At 58.0% G+C, this 17,187-nt stretch carries 19 protein-coding genes; 5 read left to right on the forward strand and 14 right to left on the reverse strand.

The features are described 5' to 3' along the window. Nucleotides 1-10: 10 nt before the first annotated feature. The 11 genes from D5261_RS06830 to D5261_RS06875 all read right to left on the reverse strand — a co-directional run bounded on the left by D5261_RS06830 (nucleotide 11) and on the right by D5261_RS06875 (nucleotide 8,937). Nucleotides 11-652, reverse strand: coding sequence for a DciA family protein (locus D5261_RS06830; RefSeq protein WP_119324459.1), 642 nt, complete (start codon nucleotides 650-652; stop codon nucleotides 11-13). 4 nt (nucleotides 653-656) lie between these two features. Further along, nucleotides 657-1,187, reverse strand: coding sequence for a GNAT family N-acetyltransferase (locus tag D5261_RS06835; protein WP_119324458.1), 531 nt, complete (start codon nucleotides 1,185-1,187; stop codon nucleotides 657-659). Further along, nucleotides 1,184-1,501, reverse strand: a complete 318-nt coding sequence (locus D5261_RS06840) for a type II toxin-antitoxin system TacA family antitoxin (RefSeq protein ID WP_119324457.1) — start codon at nucleotides 1,499-1,501, stop codon at nucleotides 1,184-1,186. Before D5261_RS06840 ends, D5261_RS06835 begins: the two co-directional genes overlap by 4 nt. A gap of 64 nt (nucleotides 1,502-1,565) precedes the next feature. After that, the gene (locus D5261_RS06845; RefSeq protein WP_165864595.1) at nucleotides 1,566-1,958 is read right to left on the reverse strand and encodes an SMI1/KNR4 family protein; all 393 of its coding nucleotides are present in this window, start codon (nucleotides 1,956-1,958) and stop codon (nucleotides 1,566-1,568) included. Nucleotides 1,959-1,999: 41 nt separating this feature from the next. Beyond that, complete coding sequence (locus D5261_RS33385) at nucleotides 2,000-2,317, reverse strand: HigA family addiction module antitoxin (RefSeq protein ID WP_119324455.1); 318 nt, start codon at nucleotides 2,315-2,317, stop codon at nucleotides 2,000-2,002. A gap of 19 nt (nucleotides 2,318-2,336) precedes the next feature. Further along, nucleotides 2,337-2,645 carry an addiction module antidote protein gene (locus tag D5261_RS06850; protein WP_119324454.1) on the reverse strand — a complete coding sequence of 103 codons (309 nt, stop codon included), beginning with the start codon at nucleotides 2,643-2,645 and terminating at the stop codon, nucleotides 2,337-2,339. 146 nt (nucleotides 2,646-2,791) lie between these two features. Continuing rightward, nucleotides 2,792-3,925, reverse strand: a complete 1,134-nt coding sequence (recF, locus tag D5261_RS06855) for a DNA replication/repair protein RecF (protein WP_119324453.1) — start codon at nucleotides 3,923-3,925, stop codon at nucleotides 2,792-2,794. A 402-nt stretch (nucleotides 3,926-4,327) separates the two neighbouring features. After that, on the reverse strand, nucleotides 4,328-5,944 hold the full coding sequence (dnaA, locus tag D5261_RS06860; RefSeq protein WP_119324452.1) for a chromosomal replication initiator protein DnaA: 1,617 nt from the start codon (nucleotides 5,942-5,944) through the stop codon (nucleotides 4,328-4,330). 227 nt (nucleotides 5,945-6,171) lie between these two features. Next, nucleotides 6,172-6,714 carry a thiol peroxidase gene (tpx, locus tag D5261_RS06865; protein ID WP_119324451.1) on the reverse strand — a complete coding sequence of 181 codons (543 nt, stop codon included), beginning with the start codon at nucleotides 6,712-6,714 and terminating at the stop codon, nucleotides 6,172-6,174. A 101-nt stretch (nucleotides 6,715-6,815) separates the two neighbouring features. Further along, on the reverse strand, nucleotides 6,816-8,168 hold the full coding sequence (locus D5261_RS06870; RefSeq protein WP_119324450.1) for a dienelactone hydrolase family protein: 1,353 nt from the start codon (nucleotides 8,166-8,168) through the stop codon (nucleotides 6,816-6,818). 127 nt (nucleotides 8,169-8,295) lie between these two features. Continuing rightward, a complete protein-coding gene (locus D5261_RS06875; RefSeq protein ID WP_119324449.1) occupies nucleotides 8,296-8,937 on the reverse strand; it encodes a tetratricopeptide repeat protein in 642 nt (213 codons plus the stop codon). A gap of 93 nt (nucleotides 8,938-9,030) precedes the next feature. Between D5261_RS06875 and D5261_RS06880 the strand changes: the two genes are divergently transcribed. The 5 genes from D5261_RS06880 (at nucleotide 9,031) to D5261_RS06900 (ending at nucleotide 13,248) form a co-directional block, all read left to right on the forward strand. Further along, nucleotides 9,031-10,134: a TolB family protein gene (locus tag D5261_RS06880; protein ID WP_119324448.1), complete on the forward strand. Its 1,104-nt coding sequence runs from the start codon at nucleotides 9,031-9,033 to the stop codon at nucleotides 10,132-10,134. Between the two features lie 76 nt (nucleotides 10,135-10,210). Further along, a complete protein-coding gene (locus D5261_RS06885; protein ID WP_119324496.1) occupies nucleotides 10,211-10,420 on the forward strand; it encodes a hypothetical protein in 210 nt (69 codons plus the stop codon). After that, entirely contained in the window at nucleotides 10,405-10,737 is a 333-nt protein-coding gene (locus D5261_RS06890; protein WP_119324447.1) for a type II toxin-antitoxin system PemK/MazF family toxin, read from the forward strand. The genes D5261_RS06885 and D5261_RS06890 overlap by 16 nt, the downstream gene beginning before the upstream one ends. A 23-nt stretch (nucleotides 10,738-10,760) precedes the next feature. Continuing rightward, nucleotides 10,761-11,504 (forward strand): hypothetical protein, encoded by a 744-nt coding sequence (locus D5261_RS06895; protein WP_125206304.1) that lies wholly within the window; start codon nucleotides 10,761-10,763, stop codon nucleotides 11,502-11,504. Between the two features lie 262 nt (nucleotides 11,505-11,766). Further along, nucleotides 11,767-13,248, forward strand: coding sequence for a hypothetical protein (locus tag D5261_RS06900; protein ID WP_119324445.1), 1,482 nt, complete (start codon nucleotides 11,767-11,769; stop codon nucleotides 13,246-13,248). 101 nt (nucleotides 13,249-13,349) lie between these two features. Here D5261_RS06900 and D5261_RS06905 read toward each other — a convergent pair whose 3' ends face one another. The 3 genes from D5261_RS06905 to ggt all read right to left on the reverse strand — a co-directional run bounded on the left by D5261_RS06905 (nucleotide 13,350) and on the right by ggt (nucleotide 17,181). Beyond that, entirely contained in the window at nucleotides 13,350-13,607 is a 258-nt protein-coding gene (locus tag D5261_RS06905; RefSeq protein WP_125206303.1) for a hypothetical protein, read from the reverse strand. Between the two features lie 85 nt (nucleotides 13,608-13,692). Next, nucleotides 13,693-15,492 (reverse strand): hypothetical protein, encoded by a 1,800-nt coding sequence (locus D5261_RS06910; protein WP_125206302.1) that lies wholly within the window; start codon nucleotides 15,490-15,492, stop codon nucleotides 13,693-13,695. Nucleotides 15,493-15,597: 105 nt separating this feature from the next. Then, nucleotides 15,598-17,181 (reverse strand): gamma-glutamyltransferase, encoded by a 1,584-nt coding sequence (ggt, locus tag D5261_RS06915; protein ID WP_119324442.1) that lies wholly within the window; start codon nucleotides 17,179-17,181, stop codon nucleotides 15,598-15,600. Between the last annotated feature and the right edge of the window lie 6 nt (nucleotides 17,182-17,187).

Below are 17,187 nucleotides of genomic sequence, written 5' to 3' on the forward strand. Positions count from 1 at the left end.
AACGCGCAATTCAGGGCTGGCCGGTCGGCCGGCCCTGAATTGTTTGTACATCCCGGTTACGGCGGCTCAGCGCGCATGCGGGGCACAGAACGATCTCCTGCCCGTGAAACTCCGTCAGCGCGTCACAGGAGGCGCAGGGGAGCCATCCCTGATCCTTCTTCCACTCGTTCGCCTGCGCGAATTTCAGCAGAGTCCGCTCCACCTGCTGCCGCAGCGCATCGTTCTCAATCTTCTGCACCGCCGCTGCGATCTTCGCCCGCGTCGCCACCGACACATCCAGCCGCTCGATCTCTCCGGGACCTGGCGCCTTCGCCATCACCGGCTCCAGCTTCGTCTTCGTTCGCGCCAGCCCACTCGCCTTGAAGTGCAGATCCGTGATGACCTTACCGCCCAGCTTCTGATTGAGCCGCTTGATAATGTCGTCCTTGAGCAAGGTCAATTCATTCGCCCAAACACTATTCTTGACCCGCACCACCAGCACCGACCCCGCCCGCACCGCCTCCACCTGCGTCACCGACGCCACCTGCGGCCCCACGATCTTCGCCCAATGCACCTTCGCCATATGCGGCCTGAGCGCCTGCATCAGCTCCGCCGACATCAGCGTCGCGTCCACAGCATTCCGCGCCGGCGCCAGTCCTTTTTGGTTTCTCATAAAGTCAGTCCATCTCTAACTTCTTGATGACGGCATCCATCGGCATATGCAAGCGCATCGGATCTCGTTCATCAGCAACTTCAAATCCAAGATGTAAATACAGCGATTTCGCATTTTCGTCCGCCGCATCCACTGTAATCGCCAGCAGACCGCTAACAGCATCGATTTGCCGGCAATTATGGAGACAGTGCATCACCATTTTCCGAGCAAATCCCTTTCCGGAATATGTCTTGGCGACCGCCATCTGAGCCAGAAGAGCTGCCGTTACGCTCTTTCCAGGAGGAGCTTTGTAAATCGGCGGAGACTCGTCAAACGATATTGTCGCCATAGTCAATGTATAAAATCCAAGAATTGCCGTTGGCTCGTCATCTGCAATAATGACGAATGTTCTTGCTTGATGGCGTTTCATACGCTGGAGCGCCATACGCTTTAAGTAGTCGTCTATCTTGGGGTTTTCAGACTCGAAGCTACGTCGGTCATGCGCAGAAGTGAGCATCTCGATTTTGTAATGACGCGGCTGACCAATTTCCGTCATGCCTGAAAATGGTAAACACCATCCTCAAAATAGCCTTTATTGAAATCGTCAGCCGCTTCACGCAGCGCTTCATTGGGACCATCCGTCTTATCCAAAAGCGCCAAAAATCGATCTCTCGCTTCATTGTCCATGCGAATGACCCGACGCTCCATCAAAACCTGAGTTGCCCGCTCTAGCGCAAGGTTGACAATGAAAGCATTCACCGTCATGCCCAGCTCGCCGGCGGCATCCTCAATTGTCCCCTTCACTGATGGGGACACTCTCAGATTGACGCGTTCACTTGACTTTTCCGTCGATATTTTCGTTGTGGCCATGATTCACGCCTCCACTAAGTTAACAACAAAATTTTACCATATGTACGTCAAAATGGCACTCAATTTATATCTTCTTGAGCAGATCAACAAAAGTTTCGGCCACACAGATAGGATGTTCTCGATCTAAATCAATACAGTCAAACAGTACATATTTGCAGTCTTGGGATGAGGAAGTCGTCAAATCAACACCGATTAAATTCCCACACCCATCGCTACCAATGATGATCAAACCTGGGAAATACTCCGCTACGCCATAACCGACCGTCAATTCCGCCACACCCTCGCCGCCCGGAAGGTTGACGAACAAATCCGGACCGTGGCCAGTCGCGCCATTCGAGAGCCTGAGAAACTCCAGATAATCATCAGGCAGCGAGTGATTGGTGAGAGTTCGAACATACTGGACGAGCTTCTGAATTTCTTCTTCAGTCGCTTCAGCCTTCAGTTCTAATTGGTTCAATATATTTGGAGGCATTGGGGCGAATAAACCATATTCTTACCTTACGATTCTTGTTTCGATATAGGCCAAACAAACGGCCGAACTGCTTCGATCGCATCGCGATAGGTATTCTCCGCTATTAATAGATCGTACCGATTCTGCATATTCATCCACATCTCAGGCGTTTGACCAAACAAGCGTCCCAGTCGAAGAGCAATATTGGGAGTAACATTACGCTTTACCGCCAATAATTCTGCAAGTTGCGATTGGGTAATGTTGAGCAGCTTCGCGAAGCGATATTCAGAAAATTCCCATTTCTGGGAGATAGTCCAATCGCAACGTTGTCCCTGGATGGATATTAAGGAGAAAATTGGGATCATCCAATTCCATCTACGCACCTCAAGCGGCCATCGCGCTGTCAGAATTTTTCTCGATATGCGCTAAATTGATCTGCAAATTCAATGCAGAAAGTACAGAAAGCACAGTCCGAAATTCCGGATTACTGCCTTCACGCAGGCTCTTATAAAGACTAGCCCGACTCACAGATGCAGAATCTGCGAGTTTAGTTACTCCATTCGCTTTGGCGACATTTCCGAGTCCCGTTAAAAAAGTATCTGGACCATCTTCCAAGCACTCTTGAAGATAAAGAGCGATAAACTCAGGATTCTGGAAATCACTCAAAATAGTCGTGGAATCTTTCTGTGGCATTATAGTATTTCTCGATTTGGCGGCAATAAGTTTGTGTATCCACTGTATCCCACAGGAAACAAGTTGTCAACGATTGAGTTCTCTTATCGTTGAACGATTGCTTCACTCTCACTCAATTTCAGAAACCGGAAAGCCGAATCAAAAAATTATTGCAGTTCTAATTTGCCGCCGCTGACGGCGTACACCCGCGCCTGTTCCAGAACACCCTTGGAGAAGGGGCGCAGATTCGTACAGCTCAGGAAGGTTTGGGAGCCGGCGCGTTCGGTGAGGTCGAAGAGGTGGTGGCGGCGGACGTCGTCGAGGTCGGAGAGGACGTCGTCGAGGAGAAGGATGGGGGGCTCGCCGACGAGTTCTTCGATGAGTTGGCGTTCGGCGAGTTTGAGCGAGAGGGCAACGGTGCGCTGCTGGCCCTGGGAGCCGTAAAGGCGGGCGTCGGAGCCGTTGACGAGGAAGGTGAGGTCGTCGCGCTGCGGGCCGCGCAGAGTCGTGCCGCGATTCATCTCGTCGTGGGCGACGGCGGCGAGGGCTTCGGCGAAGGCTTCGCGGACTCCGGCTTCGTCCACGGCGCCGTCGAGCGGGAATGAGGGAACATAAACGACCTGGAGGGAATCGCGGCCGTCGCTGAGAGTCTCGTGGACCTCGGCGGCGAGCAATCCGAGTCGCTCCAGGAAGAGGCGGCGGCGGTCGATGAGTCGCGCCCCGTGATGCGCCAGCTGGGCGCTCCAGCTAGGCAGGACCTCTCGCAACCCGTCCAAGCTCCCCCGGGCGTCTCTCAGGTCACGCAGGAGCCGATTACGCTGCTCCAGAGTCTTTCGGTAAGCTCCCAATGCGTGCACATACCGGGGGGATGTCTGGGCGATCTCCAAATCCAGGAACTGGCGGCGGATGGCGGGTTCGCCGCGGACGATCTCCAGATCCCCGCTGTCAAAGAGAACCGCGTTCAATTGGCCGATCACTTCGGCGAGCTTCGTATGGCGGACTCCGTTGACTCTCGCCACTTTTTTGTCCGTCTGAGAAAAGATCATCTCCAGAGCGACATCGCTGTTCTTTTCGCGAGTCACATGCGCCGTGATTCTCCCGACGGGATCCTCAAAGCGAATCAGCTCGATATCCTTGCCGGCGCGAGTCGACTTGCTGGTCGCCAGAACGTAAATGGACTCCAGCAGATTGCTCTTGCCCTGAGCGTTCCGTCCCGAGAAAACATTGAGACCGGGACCTGGCTCGATTCTCAGCCTTTCATAATTCCGAAAGCTCTCCAGCTCAAGAGTCTCAATCTGCATATGTCCCGATTCCCGCTCCCTAGATTCGCCCCGCCTCAGAGTCTTATTCCCAGTATATAAGAATGATTCTGGATTCGTCTTAGTAATAGAATTGTGACTCGGCTGTGACTCCAGAATCGCGAATCGCGGGATTCGACGGATTCACGGCGCGACTCGTAAAGCCCTAGTAGCGAGACTCGAAAACGACTCGGGAATCGCTATGGAATCGACGAGTCACATTCGAGTCACACAGGAGTCACAGAGTCCGCGAATCCCAGCGAGACTCGTGACTCTCGCCCCCGCGATTCCTTGGAGGAGTCACAATGGAGGGAGTCACAGGCACGGAGAGTCACAATCGAGTCACAGCGAGTCACGTTTGAATTCTCGCTGACGTTTGAGAAGAGTCGGAGATTCGCCGCGAGTCTACAGCGAATGCTCGATCGCTCCGCGAATCCCGGCGATGATCGCGAGAATCTTGGGATCGGACTCCAGTGAGCCGCGCATGCGGGAATGGGCGTGGGCGATGGCGGAGTGATTCTTGCAGCCGAAGGTGACGGCGAGCGCGGACATGGGAGTCTTGCTGAGCTCGCGGCACAGGTACATGCAGATCTGCCGCGCCAGCGCCACATCCTTGTCGCGGCTGCCGCCGTTCAGGATCATTTCCTTGGAGACGCCCATGTGCGCCGCGGCGGCGTCCAGAATGATGTCCACGGCCGCTCCCGCGCCGCTGCCGGTGTCCGGGCGTCGCAGGGCGACATAATCCGTGGGCGAGGGCGCGAAGCTGGGCATGCGCTCGACAAAATAGGAGCTCAGCACATCGCTCGCCAGCTGCTTGGTGATCGGACTCTTCGCCAGCGACGCGTACGCCATCAATTTGATCAGCGCGCCCTCCAGAGCCCGGATGTTGCTCTGGATGAGACTCGCCATGAAGGCGATGACGTCGTCGGGGATCCGCAGGTTCTCCAGGATCGCCTTGCGCTGGAGGATCGCCATGCGCATTTCCAGCTCCGGCGGGGAGATATCGGCGATCAGGCCGCATTCGAAGCGGGAGCGCAGGCGCTCGTCCATCAATCGCAGCTCGCGCGGCGAGCGGTCGCTGGTGATCACGATCTGCTTGTTCTGCTGATGCAGCGTGTTGAAGGTATGGAAAAACTCCTCCTTCGTCTGCTCCTTGGAGGCGATGGTCTGGATGTCGTCGACGAGCCAGACATCGACGTTGCGATACGCGCGCCGGAACTCCTCCGTGCGCTTGTCGCGCAGCGCCATGACGAAGTGGTTCGTGAAGGTCTCGCCGCTGACATAGGCGACTCGGGCGTGCGGCAGCGTCGCCCGCACATAGTGGCCGATCGCCTGCATCAAATGCGTCTTGCCGAGGCCGGGGCTGCCGTACAGAAACAGCGGATTGTAAGTGCTGCCCAGGCCCTGCGCGACAGCCATCGCGCCGGCCTGCGCCAATCGATTTGATTTGCCGACGACGAAGTTATCGAACGTATATTTATCGCTGAGCGCGCTCGACGTCAATTCCGAGCTGAATGGATTGTTGCTCTCGACGATCCGGGACGATTCCTTTGCGGGCTCGCTGCGGCGGGGCATGACTTCGGGCCGGATGCCGTCGCGGATCCCGCTGAACGCCGCGCGGTCCGGCGGCGCGCCGGCGCTGGGGGAGGCTGCCTGCTGGAGCGGGAGAGGCTGCTCGCCGAGCAGAGGATGCACTTCGGACGAAGCGGTCACGAAGCGCAGTTGCAGGCCGGTCGTGTCCAGATGCTGCTCTAAGTAGCCGCGAAGCTCCTGAGAGTACTTTTTTTCCGACCACTCGCGGGCGAACGCTGAGGGCGCGCCGAACACAATGATCGTCCCATCGAACGACAGCGGCTGGAGCGCCTGGAGAAAGTTCTTGAAGGTGGCTTTGTTATACTTATTGGCCAGCGTGCGCAGCGTCCTGTCCCAGGCCTTGCGCAGCGCGATGATGTGCTCATCTTCGCCCAGCACGAGCTGCTGTGTCTGCGCGGGCGGTTCTTCAGGTTTTGGGTGGCTGCTCACAGGTAATAATAATCGCTTCTAAAAATCGCGCCGGAATCTCTTGGCGGGACGCTCCGGGAGCGGCTCAGTAATTGGAGAAGGCGACTGTTTTCGCAGGAAAATAGTCGCCTCAACGCCGCTCATTATACCGTAAAACGAAGGGGTCGGCAAGCGAAATTTTCGCCTGCCGACCCCCGTCGTCCAAACAGCGGAACGCATCGGACGCGCCCCGAGAGTACGGATGTCTACTACCCAACGAGCTCGCGCGCCGCCCGCAAAACCTCGTCATAATCGGGCTCGGTCGCCACTTCCGGAACGGTCTGGATGTAGCGAATCACGCCGTCTTTGTCCACCAAATAGATGGCGCGGGTGAGCAAGCCCAGCTCTTTGATATGCACGCCGTAGTCGTCGGCGAACTTTCTGTCTTTGTGGTCGGAGAGCATCTTGATGTTGTCGACATGCTCCTGAACCGCCCAGCGCTTTTGCGCGAACGGCGTGTCCGCGCTGATCGAAACGGCGACGATTTTTTCGGCGGGAAGCGTGGCGATATGGCGGTTGAACTTGCTCGTCTCAAGCGAGCAGACGCTGGTGTCGATCGACGGCACCAGAATCAGCAGGACGGCCTTGGTCCCGTTCTCGCGCAGCTGGTCGAGCGTCGTCGGCGAAAGGTCCGTTCCCGTAAGCTGGAAGTCCGGAGCCTTATCGCCCACCTTCAGCTCCGGGCCCAGAAGCGTCATCGGGTTTCCTTTGAATGTGATCGCGCCGGAGCGCTCGTTCTGCACGTCGGTCATGGAATTCGTTCTCCTTGGCTGAGAGATGTTGAGGCAGTATACCTGGTTTGAAAATGTCTCAACCGGCGGCGTTTCCCTAGAGATCGCGCCGCCGGTTTGTTTCATAGGACAATGTGCATCAAAAGATAGGGACGCGGTTTGATGTCGCCATGCAGCAGCGGAAACTCCACGCCCAGCGCCGAGGACTGTCCGAGACGGCCGGAGAGGCCCAGCGATAGTCCATGGAATGTCAGCATGCCGTCCAGCGAGTACCGGCCCTTCTGGTCAAAGTTGATCAATTGCGTCGCGAGCGCCGGGCTGAGGCCGCCCTGGCCGCCCAGCATCAATCCCAGCTTGATCGTTGGGGCCGCGATGGTCTGCGGCGGATTGAACGGCTTGCCGGAGGCGAAGAAACGCGCCCGCAGAAACTCCGCGCCCACGTTCGAGGCGTTCTTTTCCGCCAGCACCAGGCCGTAATGCCCGGTGTTCGCCCAGACGATCGGCGCGCCGCCGATGGAGTCGGCGAGCATCTGGGACTGCTTGGGCAGAATGAACGTATCGTAGCGGCCGTTGACGAGCAGGGCGTTTTCCGCGCCGTACCCTTTCAGCCAGTTCGTCGGCTCGACCGGCGCCATGCCGACCTTCAGGTCTTCATAGTTGTAGCCGTGCTGAACGAGCTGTTTGTGCAGCCCTTTCATAAATGGACTTTTCCAGAGCAGACCCGCGGCGTCCGCGCCGCCGTCGATCGACAGCAGCACCTTCGCGCGCCGGTCAACACCGGCGGCGAGCGAGGCGATGATCGCTCCCAGGCTGATGCCGCTGAGGCCCATTCGGCTGGAATCGATGTCGGGGCGGGTCGAAAGCCAGTCCAGGCCGCGACGCACATCCAGCACATTTTGGCGGATCGCTCCCACCATCTGCGGCATGTTGCCCGACAGCAGCTCCGCCTGCGGCACATGCGGGAGCGGGCGGCGGTCCAGGCTGAAGGGCGATTCGATCAGCAGCGCCGCCGTGTGCGCCTTGGTCACATCCTCGCAAAACTGAAACTCGTTTTTCAGATTGCGCGGCAGCCACTCCGGCAGCACGATCAACGCCGGATGCGGCCCCGGTTCCGGCGGCATGAACAGATACGCCACGACGGTATCGTTGGTCGCATACGGCGTCGTCACCGGACTGGGAAACGTGACGCGCGTAATTTTGATCCCGTTCTTTTCCGAGAACGGCTTCTCATCCGCCACGAACGGCGATTTGCTGTCGTAATCGTAATAGGAGGGATCGGGAACGTACGGTCCCGGAGGGACCGCCGGCGTTACCGTGATGGGACGCGTGTAATCCCCCGGATCAACCACGACTGCGGGCGGCGCCGTTTGGGCGCTCGCGGCGCGCAAACCGATCGTGAAAAAAGCCAGAGCAAGGAGGGCGTATGTGATTGGGCGCGTGTTGCGCCGAGAAAAGACGTGGTTTCTGTGCGGCAAGAGATCGCCGGCTGTGTTCGTACTTAGAATGGAGTTGTCCCCGCCTGGCTCAGCCAGTCTCTATCCGCATTGATGCCATTAGTATACCTCCATCGGGAGAATATCTTAGGATACAGATGACGCAATGTCAGTGGCGATCCCCCGAGAACGAGTGCAAAAACACCCAGCCGCCCACAACGACCGCGCTGATGATCAGCACGCCTTTGACCTCCAAGGAGAGATTGGCGGCGAACGCGATGCACAGCACTGGGATGCTGATAATCGCAATCGCTTCCAGCATCTTCTTGCGCTGGATTTTGTCCGTCCAAATCGTCTCCAGCGCCGAAAGAAATGTGTCGTGGAGCAGTTCTTTTCCACACTCTTCACACCTCCGGCTGGTCAGGGGATTGCCGGCTCCGCAGAAAACGCAGTTGATCAAATCCTTCGCCCTGCCTGCTCCGCGTCCAGAAGATCGGGTCATTTTGCGTCCTGACGCGTCGATATCCATTTGAATCTGACGGATTTTGTACTGGACGCCGGCGCTGGGACGATCGCCCGCCACCTCCAGCGCCTTTTGATACGCGCCAAGAGCGTCGTTCAGGCGTCCTCCCGAGCGATAGGAATCCCCCAAACCCTCATAAACCGCCATATTGCCGGGATCCTGGCTAATCCGCCGCTGGAGCGCCGACTCGGCGTCCTGACGGCGCTGCGCCTCGCGTTGATTCAGAAATTTCCGAATGGACCACCACGCAATCAGGCCCACAAGATAAATAGCGATCAGAATCGGCAAAGCTCTCTCCAAGTCCGCGTGAGATATCGAGTATCATTGCATAAAACGACTCCCATTGGGGATGGTTTCGCAAAGCGGCCATGGAGAACCGACATGCAGCGCCTATTCGCACAAATCCTTATTCCCTTCACGTTCGCCTCGCTTGCCGTTCCCGCCGTCGCCGAACGGGATATCGTCTTCGCCGCCCGCTACTACGCCAAGCCCGGCGTCCGTCAAACGACCTATTTCCACCTGTATCGGATCAACCCCGACGGCTCAGGGCGCACGCTGCTGACCTCTGGAAAACATGACGACACGGTCCCGCGCTGGTCGCCCGACGGCCGCTGGATCGCCTTCACCCGCGACAATAACCAGCTTTGCGTCATTCGCGCCGTCGGCGGTTCGCTGCGTGTGGTCTGCTCCAACAATTACCATCCAAAGAACGGCGCCAGCGTCTATATCAACTTTAACGAGGCCAAATGGCTTCCCGATTCCCGCCACTTGCTGCTGCCCGCCGATGCGTCCAAAGCCTCCCTGATTGTTGACGCCGGGTCCGGAGGCAGCCGCGCCTTGCCTGCCCCGATTCTTGACGCCACTGTTTCCCCCTTTGGCCCCCGCGTCTGTGTCCTCGGCGCCGACGGCGTCATCTATATCGCCGACGCCGGGGCGTCGGCACTCAAAAAGCTCGTCTCACTCTCCGGCGAGCTGCTCTATCCCGCCTGGCTTACGCCGAAAGTGGTGGTGGGAACGGTGGAAAGCGAGGGAGACGCCGCAGACTCTTTGGCGGCATACGACGCCACGTCGGGCAAAAAGCTCTGGGGCGGCGTGGTTACGCTCAGGAAGCCGGTCAACAGCGACCTCGGCCAAAGCTATCGCGGAACGATTGCGATTCCGGGCGACACGCAATCGTTCATCCTCGCCAACGACGTCAGCAACAGCACCGTCCGTCCCGATAACGATTACTATCGGGTTCAAACCAAGACCTGCAAAGCATCGCTCTGGCTGCCCGATAGTCAATGCCTCGTCTTCTCGCCCAAAGGGAAGCGTTACGTCACATCCTCCGCCAGAGATATCTCCCCTTACGGCCCCAAGCGCGGCGGCCGCCAGCCCGGAGTCTGGACCGCTCAGTTGTGTGTCGGCGCCACCGTCACCGACCCAAAGCCGCGCGCCATCGTGCAAGGATTAGTTTGGGTGCTGGACGCGGATTGGCGGAAGTAAATCGTTCGCTTCGGAAAAAATGCCTCGCGTTGTGGAGAAGGCGGAGGTGTATAATGAACATTAGGAGGGCATGATCATGATCCGGACGATAGAAGCGACGATTGATGAACACGGAACCGTACATTTGAATGAAGCAATCGAATTATTGACTTCGCATCGCGCGCTTGTCACCATCTTAGAGGAAAAGCCCCAGCAAACTCTAGAAGAAACTGCACTGCTTAGTCAGGAGGCTCTTGCGGAAGATTGGGATAACCCTGAGGAGGATATGGCGTGGTCCCATCTGTAGTTGGCGCAGTCGTCGTTGTCCCGTTTCCGTTTACTGATCTCTCCGACGCCAAGCGGCGCCCAGCCATTGTGTTAGCTGACGCTGGTCGCGGCGACTGGATACTCTGCCAAATGACCAGTAAGGCCTATGCCGACCCAAACGCCATTTTTATTGCCGATACAGACTTCGTGATTGGTTCTCTGCGAAGCTCTGGATTCGCTCGCCCCTCCAAGCTTTTTACCGCCAGCTCTAACCTCATTCTCTCGGAAGCCGGCGTTCTCGATCCCGAAACGTTCCGGCGGATAAGAGAAGCCGTAATTTCGCTGTTTCAAGCTTAACTCAACTTTTTAGAACTCACAAAATGCGATTATTTTCTCGTCCGAAGCCTGCTCATTTGATCGAGTATCAAGAAACAGAACTTTACCACACTGCGTCGTTCGTAAACCCAGACTTGGACCGGGAGCTTAGTCGAAATTTCGCGCATTACTTCTGCGGCGAACACGAAATCGCCGGCGCCGATTGTCCGAATTGTCAGAAGCCGCTGCTGCGTTTCCTCACGCTGGATACGTCGGACGAGCGTGTTGGTTTGACGAAGCTCGGCGGCCGAAAAATCCATTGTCTGTTCTGCTGGACATGCGGGATCGCTCAAGAGCCGTTTTCTTACCAGCATCATGACGACGGCTCAGTATCACTGATTGAGTATGGCGATGGCGAGCCGGAGACGGATTTTCCTTACGAAGATTATCCCATCGCGTTCCCGGGCGCGTCCGTGAGTCTGCTGGCAATCTCCAGCGAGGCGCAAAAATCCATTCATTCAGTCAATGCTGGGCGAACTCAAATTACCTCCTGGCGAGAAAAATACCCGGACATTTTCGGCTGCAAACATCAAGTCGGCGGCGAGCCATTTCTGATTCAGCAAAATCCGGACTACGAAAAAGAGCGCGATGTCCGCTGCCCGGAATGCAAGAAGCGAATGCCGTTTTTGGCGGCGATTGCGGACGATTGTTTGGACGAACGTGGGTTTACCGAGAACGAAGGCGTTCAGGTGCTGTTTCATCTTTGCAGCGCGTGCTTCATCTTCTTCGCCTTTCAGCAGTGCGATTAAAATGGATCGTCGATCGGCCAATTATGGCGCCCGCGCCGGAAACGCGGCGCGATCGTATGTGTCGATCGGCGATCCGTCTCCAGATAAATACCTCTCGTTACTCTCTTAACTGGCTTCGATTCCCGGCCAAAATAGTGAGACCATTACGGTCCTAAACTACGGATCCAAAAGAGTTGACAACAAAGGTAGTGTGTGCTATGATTGCTAGACTCTGAAGTCCAAAGAAAAACCAGACATCCAAAATCATACCAAGGAGATCAGCATGATCCACAGAGAAGTCAGCATGCGACGGTTCGCTATTCATGGTTCTAAAGGCTCAATTGCTATACTGTCGGCGGCGGTCGCGCTCACATTTGGCGCGGCCGCGCCTCAGCGCGCGTCCGCGAACGCCACGGCGGTAATGTTCTGTCCGGGAAATATGGGGTATCCGAATGGCCTGACGACATCTGAAATCAATGGGTACCGGGCGTCCGGCATGACGACCATGATCCTGTTTTCCATGAGCGTGAGCGCCAACGGAGACTTCGTCTATGGAGGGCTGCCGATCGTTCAGAACGGGGTTTACAACGGTCCGTCTAACTGGCCCGGGCTTCTCAGTCAATGCCGAACGTCGCCATCCTCCATCGGGCGTATCGAGATGTGCATCGGCGGGTGGGGCGACGCCAGCTACACCAACATCAAGAACCGGATCGCCGCTGACGGGACCGGCTCCGGAACCGTCCTCTACCGAAACCTACAGGCGCTGAAGAGTGGGCTGGGAATCGACGCCATCGATTACGACGACGAGCAGACGTACGATTCCGGCTCCGCCGTGTCCTTTGGCAATATGGTGGGCGCCGTGGGCATGAAGGTGACCCTGTGCCCCTATACCAATTCGGGGTACTGGTCGGCGGTGAAGTCGGGGCTGGGCGGGACGGTCGACGCGATCTATCTGCAATGCTATGACGGCGGCGCGGGGAATGATGTCGGAGCCTGGAATAACTACTTCGGCGGCATGAAGGTCATCCCCGGATACTGGGACTACGAGCGGGACGCCACCTTCCAAAACAAGATGCTGGCCTGGAAGAACAACGGCTCCGTCGGCGGTTTTCTCTGGCCGTCCAACACCGGCGGCAGCCCACCGGCGGACGGCGGCGAGATGCTGCAATATGCAAACTGGATCCACTCCAGCCTGGACAGCAACACGCCGGCTGCTTACAGCTATGTGGCGAGCGAAAACCAGACCGTGAATTTCGCCGCGCCGGTCGATGCGGCGTACGGCGCCAACAGCAGCTTCTTCTTTAAGTACGCCGTGAAAGGCAGCTTTACGTTTAACAATACGACCTTCGGCGGAGATCCGATTTTCGGCGTCGCGAAGGCCGGCTATTCGGCTCCGTTCTGGCAGGTCGCCGGAGAAGGCGGCTCCGCCGCCACCAGCGTTCCGGTAGAAGCCGCGTACGGCGGCAACGGCGCTTACGTCTTCAACTGGGGAACGTCCGGCTCGATCACATTCACCAACGCCGCCTGGGGCGGCGACCCCGCGCCGAACGTCGTCAAAGCCGGATACATCATGCCCTACACGCAATGCGCCGGCGAAAACGGAAGCGTGACGTTTAATTCACCCGCCGACCTGGCCTTCGGCGCCAACGGCCATTATTACTTCAAGCACGCCTTCACGGGAACGATTACGTTCAGCAATGCAAGCTTTGGCGGCGACCCCATCCCCAACGTCGCCAAGGGCGGCTACTACCGGCCCAGTCATTAGGCCAATGGCAAACAATCAGCCTCCAAGGCGTTGCCTTGGAGGCTGAATTTTTATTACGAGTCTAATCACGGCGGGGAATCGGATTTTACGTCCTGCCATCTCTACCGTTTCTGCTCAAAGTGAATACGCATTTCCTCACGAGTCAAATTATTGCCGCGACGCGCTTCAGAGGCTGCGGCGTCGAGCTGGCTGATGACTTCGTCAGTAAAGAAACGGTCGTAGTTATCGGGATCAGGCGTGATGGAGCCAGCGATGAAATCGGAGAGGAAATTTTCGGCGCTGTCGTATCCTTCCTGCTGCGCGCGCTTTACTGCGGCGGCATAGGCTTCTTCCGGAATATTGATAGTCACTTCGTGCATCGTCATTCCTCTCAAATCAAAGTAGGCTTGCGAACTATCCGCCGGCCAGTGTCCCAATGCCAGCGGTTCGAACCTTGGATTGCCATTAATCTTTCGTGTATGGATTGAATGGCTGCAAGGGAAGTAAATACTCCGGCAGGGGCTTCAGCAAGAGTCGCGCTTTTTCTCGATTTACCCACGCTTTCCCCATCGTTTTTACCAAAAAGTCCGTGCTGCTGTTGGCGGCCATCAGCGCTCTGGCGGTGTCTTGGAGTTCGTTCTGATTGACATTCGCCAATCCCATGGTCGTCAGCAGATCGCGTAAAAGCGGGCCGGCTTGTGGATCATGCAGTGTTACGAGGGCTTGGGCGGCGAGTGACGCCACTCTTTCCTCGCTCGTGATTTGATAGGGAGAGTCCGCATTGGGATTGGGAGGCGTAGATACTGGATGCAGGAGATAGTTTTTGACGACTTCTCGAAGAGCGGGGATACTTTCCTGGATGCGACATTGAACGAACGATTTTATTATCGTAGGCCGCGCGTCTTCCGTCACCGTCGCGTCCATGAATGGGTAATAGATGGGCGCGGGCTTTGATTTCAGTCGCGCGGTCAAATCCAGAAAGATTGCCTGGGAGTGAGATACTCCTTGTATCTTGAGTAGGGCGACTTCGAGCTGGGTCTTCTCTTCAGCCATGAGGAATTTCGAGCGAGAGGCGGCGCGTAAATCGCCGGCGATGTCCGTGACGCCGTTCGCCGCCAGCGCCTCGCCGAGAAGTCCGTCCGTGATATAGCGCTGCCGAGAGAATTGATAGCGTGTTCGAAGCGCTTTCGTGACGGCGGGATCGCGCCATTGCGCCATTTCCGCAATGAGCGCCCGAAACGAATCATGTGAGACGGAGAGACTGGGGCGCCGCTTGCCGTCCGGTGCGATCATACTAACGATTGTCGGCAGATATTCTCGGTCTTGTTCTTGTGCGAAGATCGCACAGGCGTCGATGCTGTCATCCGAAGCGGAGCCGGTCTTCAGATAATCCGTTCCCTGACGCCTGCCGGAGCGATGGAGCAGGATGGCGATCTTAATGCTGGTGATTTTGTTTCGGGAAGTGGAAAGCGCGCGCTCCAGCGCATCCAGAGCTTCTGGCCGATAGGGTTCGCCGGCGAATCGTGCATCGCGGTAAATGACTTCGGGATCCTGAAGCGCGTTCCAGAAGGCGGCGTCTTCGGGAGTATCGCCGCCCCAACCGAGATATCGATAAAGCTCGTTCTGGCGTTCTGTGGGCAGACGTTGCAGATAAGTCCGCAGGAAGGCGGGGAAATTGGCGTCTTCTTCGGAAGGGGGCGCTTCTTTTCCGATCTTGACGTGAATACCGAGCACATATCCGCTGGCCGCGTCCAGGACAATATTGCATTCTTTGGCTAACGCCTCAGGATGGGACGCGAGAAGCACAGGACTCCACGAAAACCACCAGGAGGGTTCTCTGGAGATACTATGGTTGTCCAAGCCGAAATACTGCGTTTTTTCGTCTCCAGGGTCCGGCAGCGCTCCCACAAAATGCGTCAGTTCCAGAATGGTCTTCGCTCGGGCCAAGGCCAGATCATGCGGCATTTTTGCGGGGATGCTTTCGGGAGGCGGAAAATTGTTTGAGATATTTGGAGCGAAGTATTGAAAAACATCGCCCGTCTTGTCATCTAAGCCGATTTCCGCGCCGTCGCCAAACGCAATTTTCCAGCTGGCGCGCGGCGGCGCGGCGGGGTCAAATGACTGGGGCGCCGGTACGTATCGCGCTGTCCCTGAGGAGCGGACGGGCTGGCCGATTTTTTGACAGAAACGTGACGCCGCCGTCAACGCGGAGCGCTCCGTGAGATGAGGAGAGGGAACATCCGCGAAGGCGCAAGGAATATTCAAGAGCGAAGCCGCCAGAAAAAGGGCTGGAATTGTGTGTTGAGAGATGGACATCGTGCGTTTTTAGCAGCGATTTTAACCGCCGGCGATCGGCTTGCGTAACATCCGTTAGTACCCGAGCGCCAGCCCTTCGACTCTTGGGTCGCTGCCGCCGAGGAGGACGTCGTTTTCGAGGTCTTTGAGGATGACCTGGGAGGCGCAGGAGCCGGACCAGGGGGCGCCGACGGTGAGGTCGTGGCCGAGTTTTCGCAGGGAGTAGCAGGCGTCGAGAGGCAGGCTGGGTTCGACGGTGAGGCCGGGGCCGTCGTCGGCGACGCGCCATTTGGGGCTTTCGATGGCTTCCTGGGGATCGCGGCCGTGGTCGATGATCTGGGAGATGACTTGCAGGTTTGTCTGGACCTGGAAGTCGCCGCCGGGTGTCCCGCCGATTCCCCACAGATCGTTGTCCTTCAGGAGCATGTAGGTGTTCAGCGTGTGCATCGGGCGCTTGCCGGGGGCGAGCGCGTTGGGATGGCTCGGCTCCAGGCTGAAGCCGGTCATCCGATTATTCATCAGGACACCCGTGCCGGGGATCACGACGCCGGAGCCGTAGGGGTGGAAGATGCTCTGGATCATGGTGACGGCGTTGCCGTGCTCGTCGATCACGCAGAACGACGTGGTGTCCGTGCCATAGTTGGCTGGATCGCCCAGGCGGCCGGCGGTGAAGCGCGCGGCGGCGGCCTTGGGGTTGATGCGGTCCCGCCGACGCTCGGCGTACGCCTTGGAGATCAATGTCTCTAAGGGCGTATCGGGAACGTCTCCCATGTAGGCGAGGCGGTCGGCGAAGGCGAGTTTCTTGGCTTCCGCCATCCGGTGCACGGCTTCCGCGCCTTCGGGATCCAGCGCGGCCATGTCGAACCCTTCGATCATGTTGAGCATCTGGAGCAGCAGGTGGCCCTGCGAGACGGGAGGCTGCTCGGTGACGGTGACGCCGCGATAGGTGGTCCAGATCGGATCGGCGATTTCGCAGCGATGGTTTTTGAGGTCGGCGAGCGTGAAGAAGCCGGCGTTGGCGTCGGAGTAGGCGACGAGCTTTTTGGCGAAATCGCCTTGATAGAAGGCGGCGCGGCCGCCCTGGGCGATGTCGCGCAGCGTGGCGGCCAGCAGAGGCTGATAGAGCGTCGCGCCCCGGCGCGGATTTTGCGGGACCAGCGCGGCGGCCGTCTCCGGGAAGATGTCCCACAGACCGCTGTATTCCTGCATCAGCGCGGCCTGTCTTGCGCCGAGCGCGTAGCCATCCTCGGCCAAGGCGATGGCGGGCTCCAGCGCTTCGGAGGCGGTCATCACGCCCCAATTGTCCTGGGCCGTGAGCCAGCCGTCGACGACTCCGGGAATGGCGGACGCGCGGATGCCGCGCATCGGGATAATGTCGCCCATCGCTTCCCGGGTCGCGCCGCTTGGCGCGGCGCCGCTGCCGTTCAGGGCGTGAGCGCGGCGGGCGCCGGCGTCCCAGTATTGTAGAAAGACGTCGCCCCCCAGATGCGAGCGCTCGGGCTCCAGCACCACCATCGCGGCGCCGATCGCCACGGCGGCGTCGATGGCGTGGCCGCCGGCGCGCAGAATCTCCACCCCCACCATGGTCGCGATCGCGTTTCCGGTGGCGACCATCGCGCTGCGCGCGACGCGCAGCGGCGTTCGGGTTTGGTTAGCCATGCGCCG

Origin of the sequence: Capsulimonas corticalis (genome assembly GCF_003574315.2) — a bacterium.
Lineage (GTDB): Bacteria > Armatimonadota > Armatimonadia > Armatimonadales > Capsulimonadaceae > Capsulimonas > Capsulimonas corticalis.

Coding starts and splice junctions, on each gene's coding strand:
- D5261_RS06880 (WP_119324448.1), top strand. CDS start 9,031: ATGCAGCGCCTATTCGCACAAATCCTTATTCCCTTCACGTTCGCCTCG.
- D5261_RS06900 (WP_119324445.1), top strand. CDS start 11,767: ATGATCCACAGAGAAGTCAGCATGCGACGGTTCGCTATTCATGGTTCT.
- D5261_RS06905 (WP_125206303.1), bottom strand. CDS start 13,607: ATGCACGAAGTGACTATCAATATTCCGGAAGAAGCCTATGCCGCCGCA.
- ggt (WP_119324442.1), bottom strand. CDS start 17,181: ATGGCTAACCAAACCCGAACGCCGCTGCGCGTCGCGCGCAGCGCGATG.
- D5261_RS06840 (WP_119324457.1), bottom strand. CDS start 1,501: ATGGCCACAACGAAAATATCGACGGAAAAGTCAAGTGAACGCGTCAAT.
- D5261_RS06895 (WP_125206304.1), top strand. CDS start 10,761: ATGCGATTATTTTCTCGTCCGAAGCCTGCTCATTTGATCGAGTATCAA.
- D5261_RS06835 (WP_119324458.1), bottom strand. CDS start 1,187: ATGACGGAAATTGGTCAGCCGCGTCATTACAAAATCGAGATGCTCACT.
- D5261_RS33385 (WP_119324455.1), bottom strand. CDS start 2,317: ATGATCCCAATTTTCTCCTTAATATCCATCCAGGGACAACGTTGCGAT.
- tpx (WP_119324451.1), bottom strand. CDS start 6,714: ATGACCGACGTGCAGAACGAGCGCTCCGGCGCGATCACATTCAAAGGA.
- D5261_RS06850 (WP_119324454.1), bottom strand. CDS start 2,645: ATGCCACAGAAAGATTCCACGACTATTTTGAGTGATTTCCAGAATCCT.
- D5261_RS06830 (WP_119324459.1), bottom strand. CDS start 652: ATGAGAAACCAAAAAGGACTGGCGCCGGCGCGGAATGCTGTGGACGCG.
- D5261_RS06885 (WP_119324496.1), top strand. CDS start 10,211: ATGATCCGGACGATAGAAGCGACGATTGATGAACACGGAACCGTACAT.
- recF (WP_119324453.1), bottom strand. CDS start 3,925: ATGCAGATTGAGACTCTTGAGCTGGAGAGCTTTCGGAATTATGAAAGG.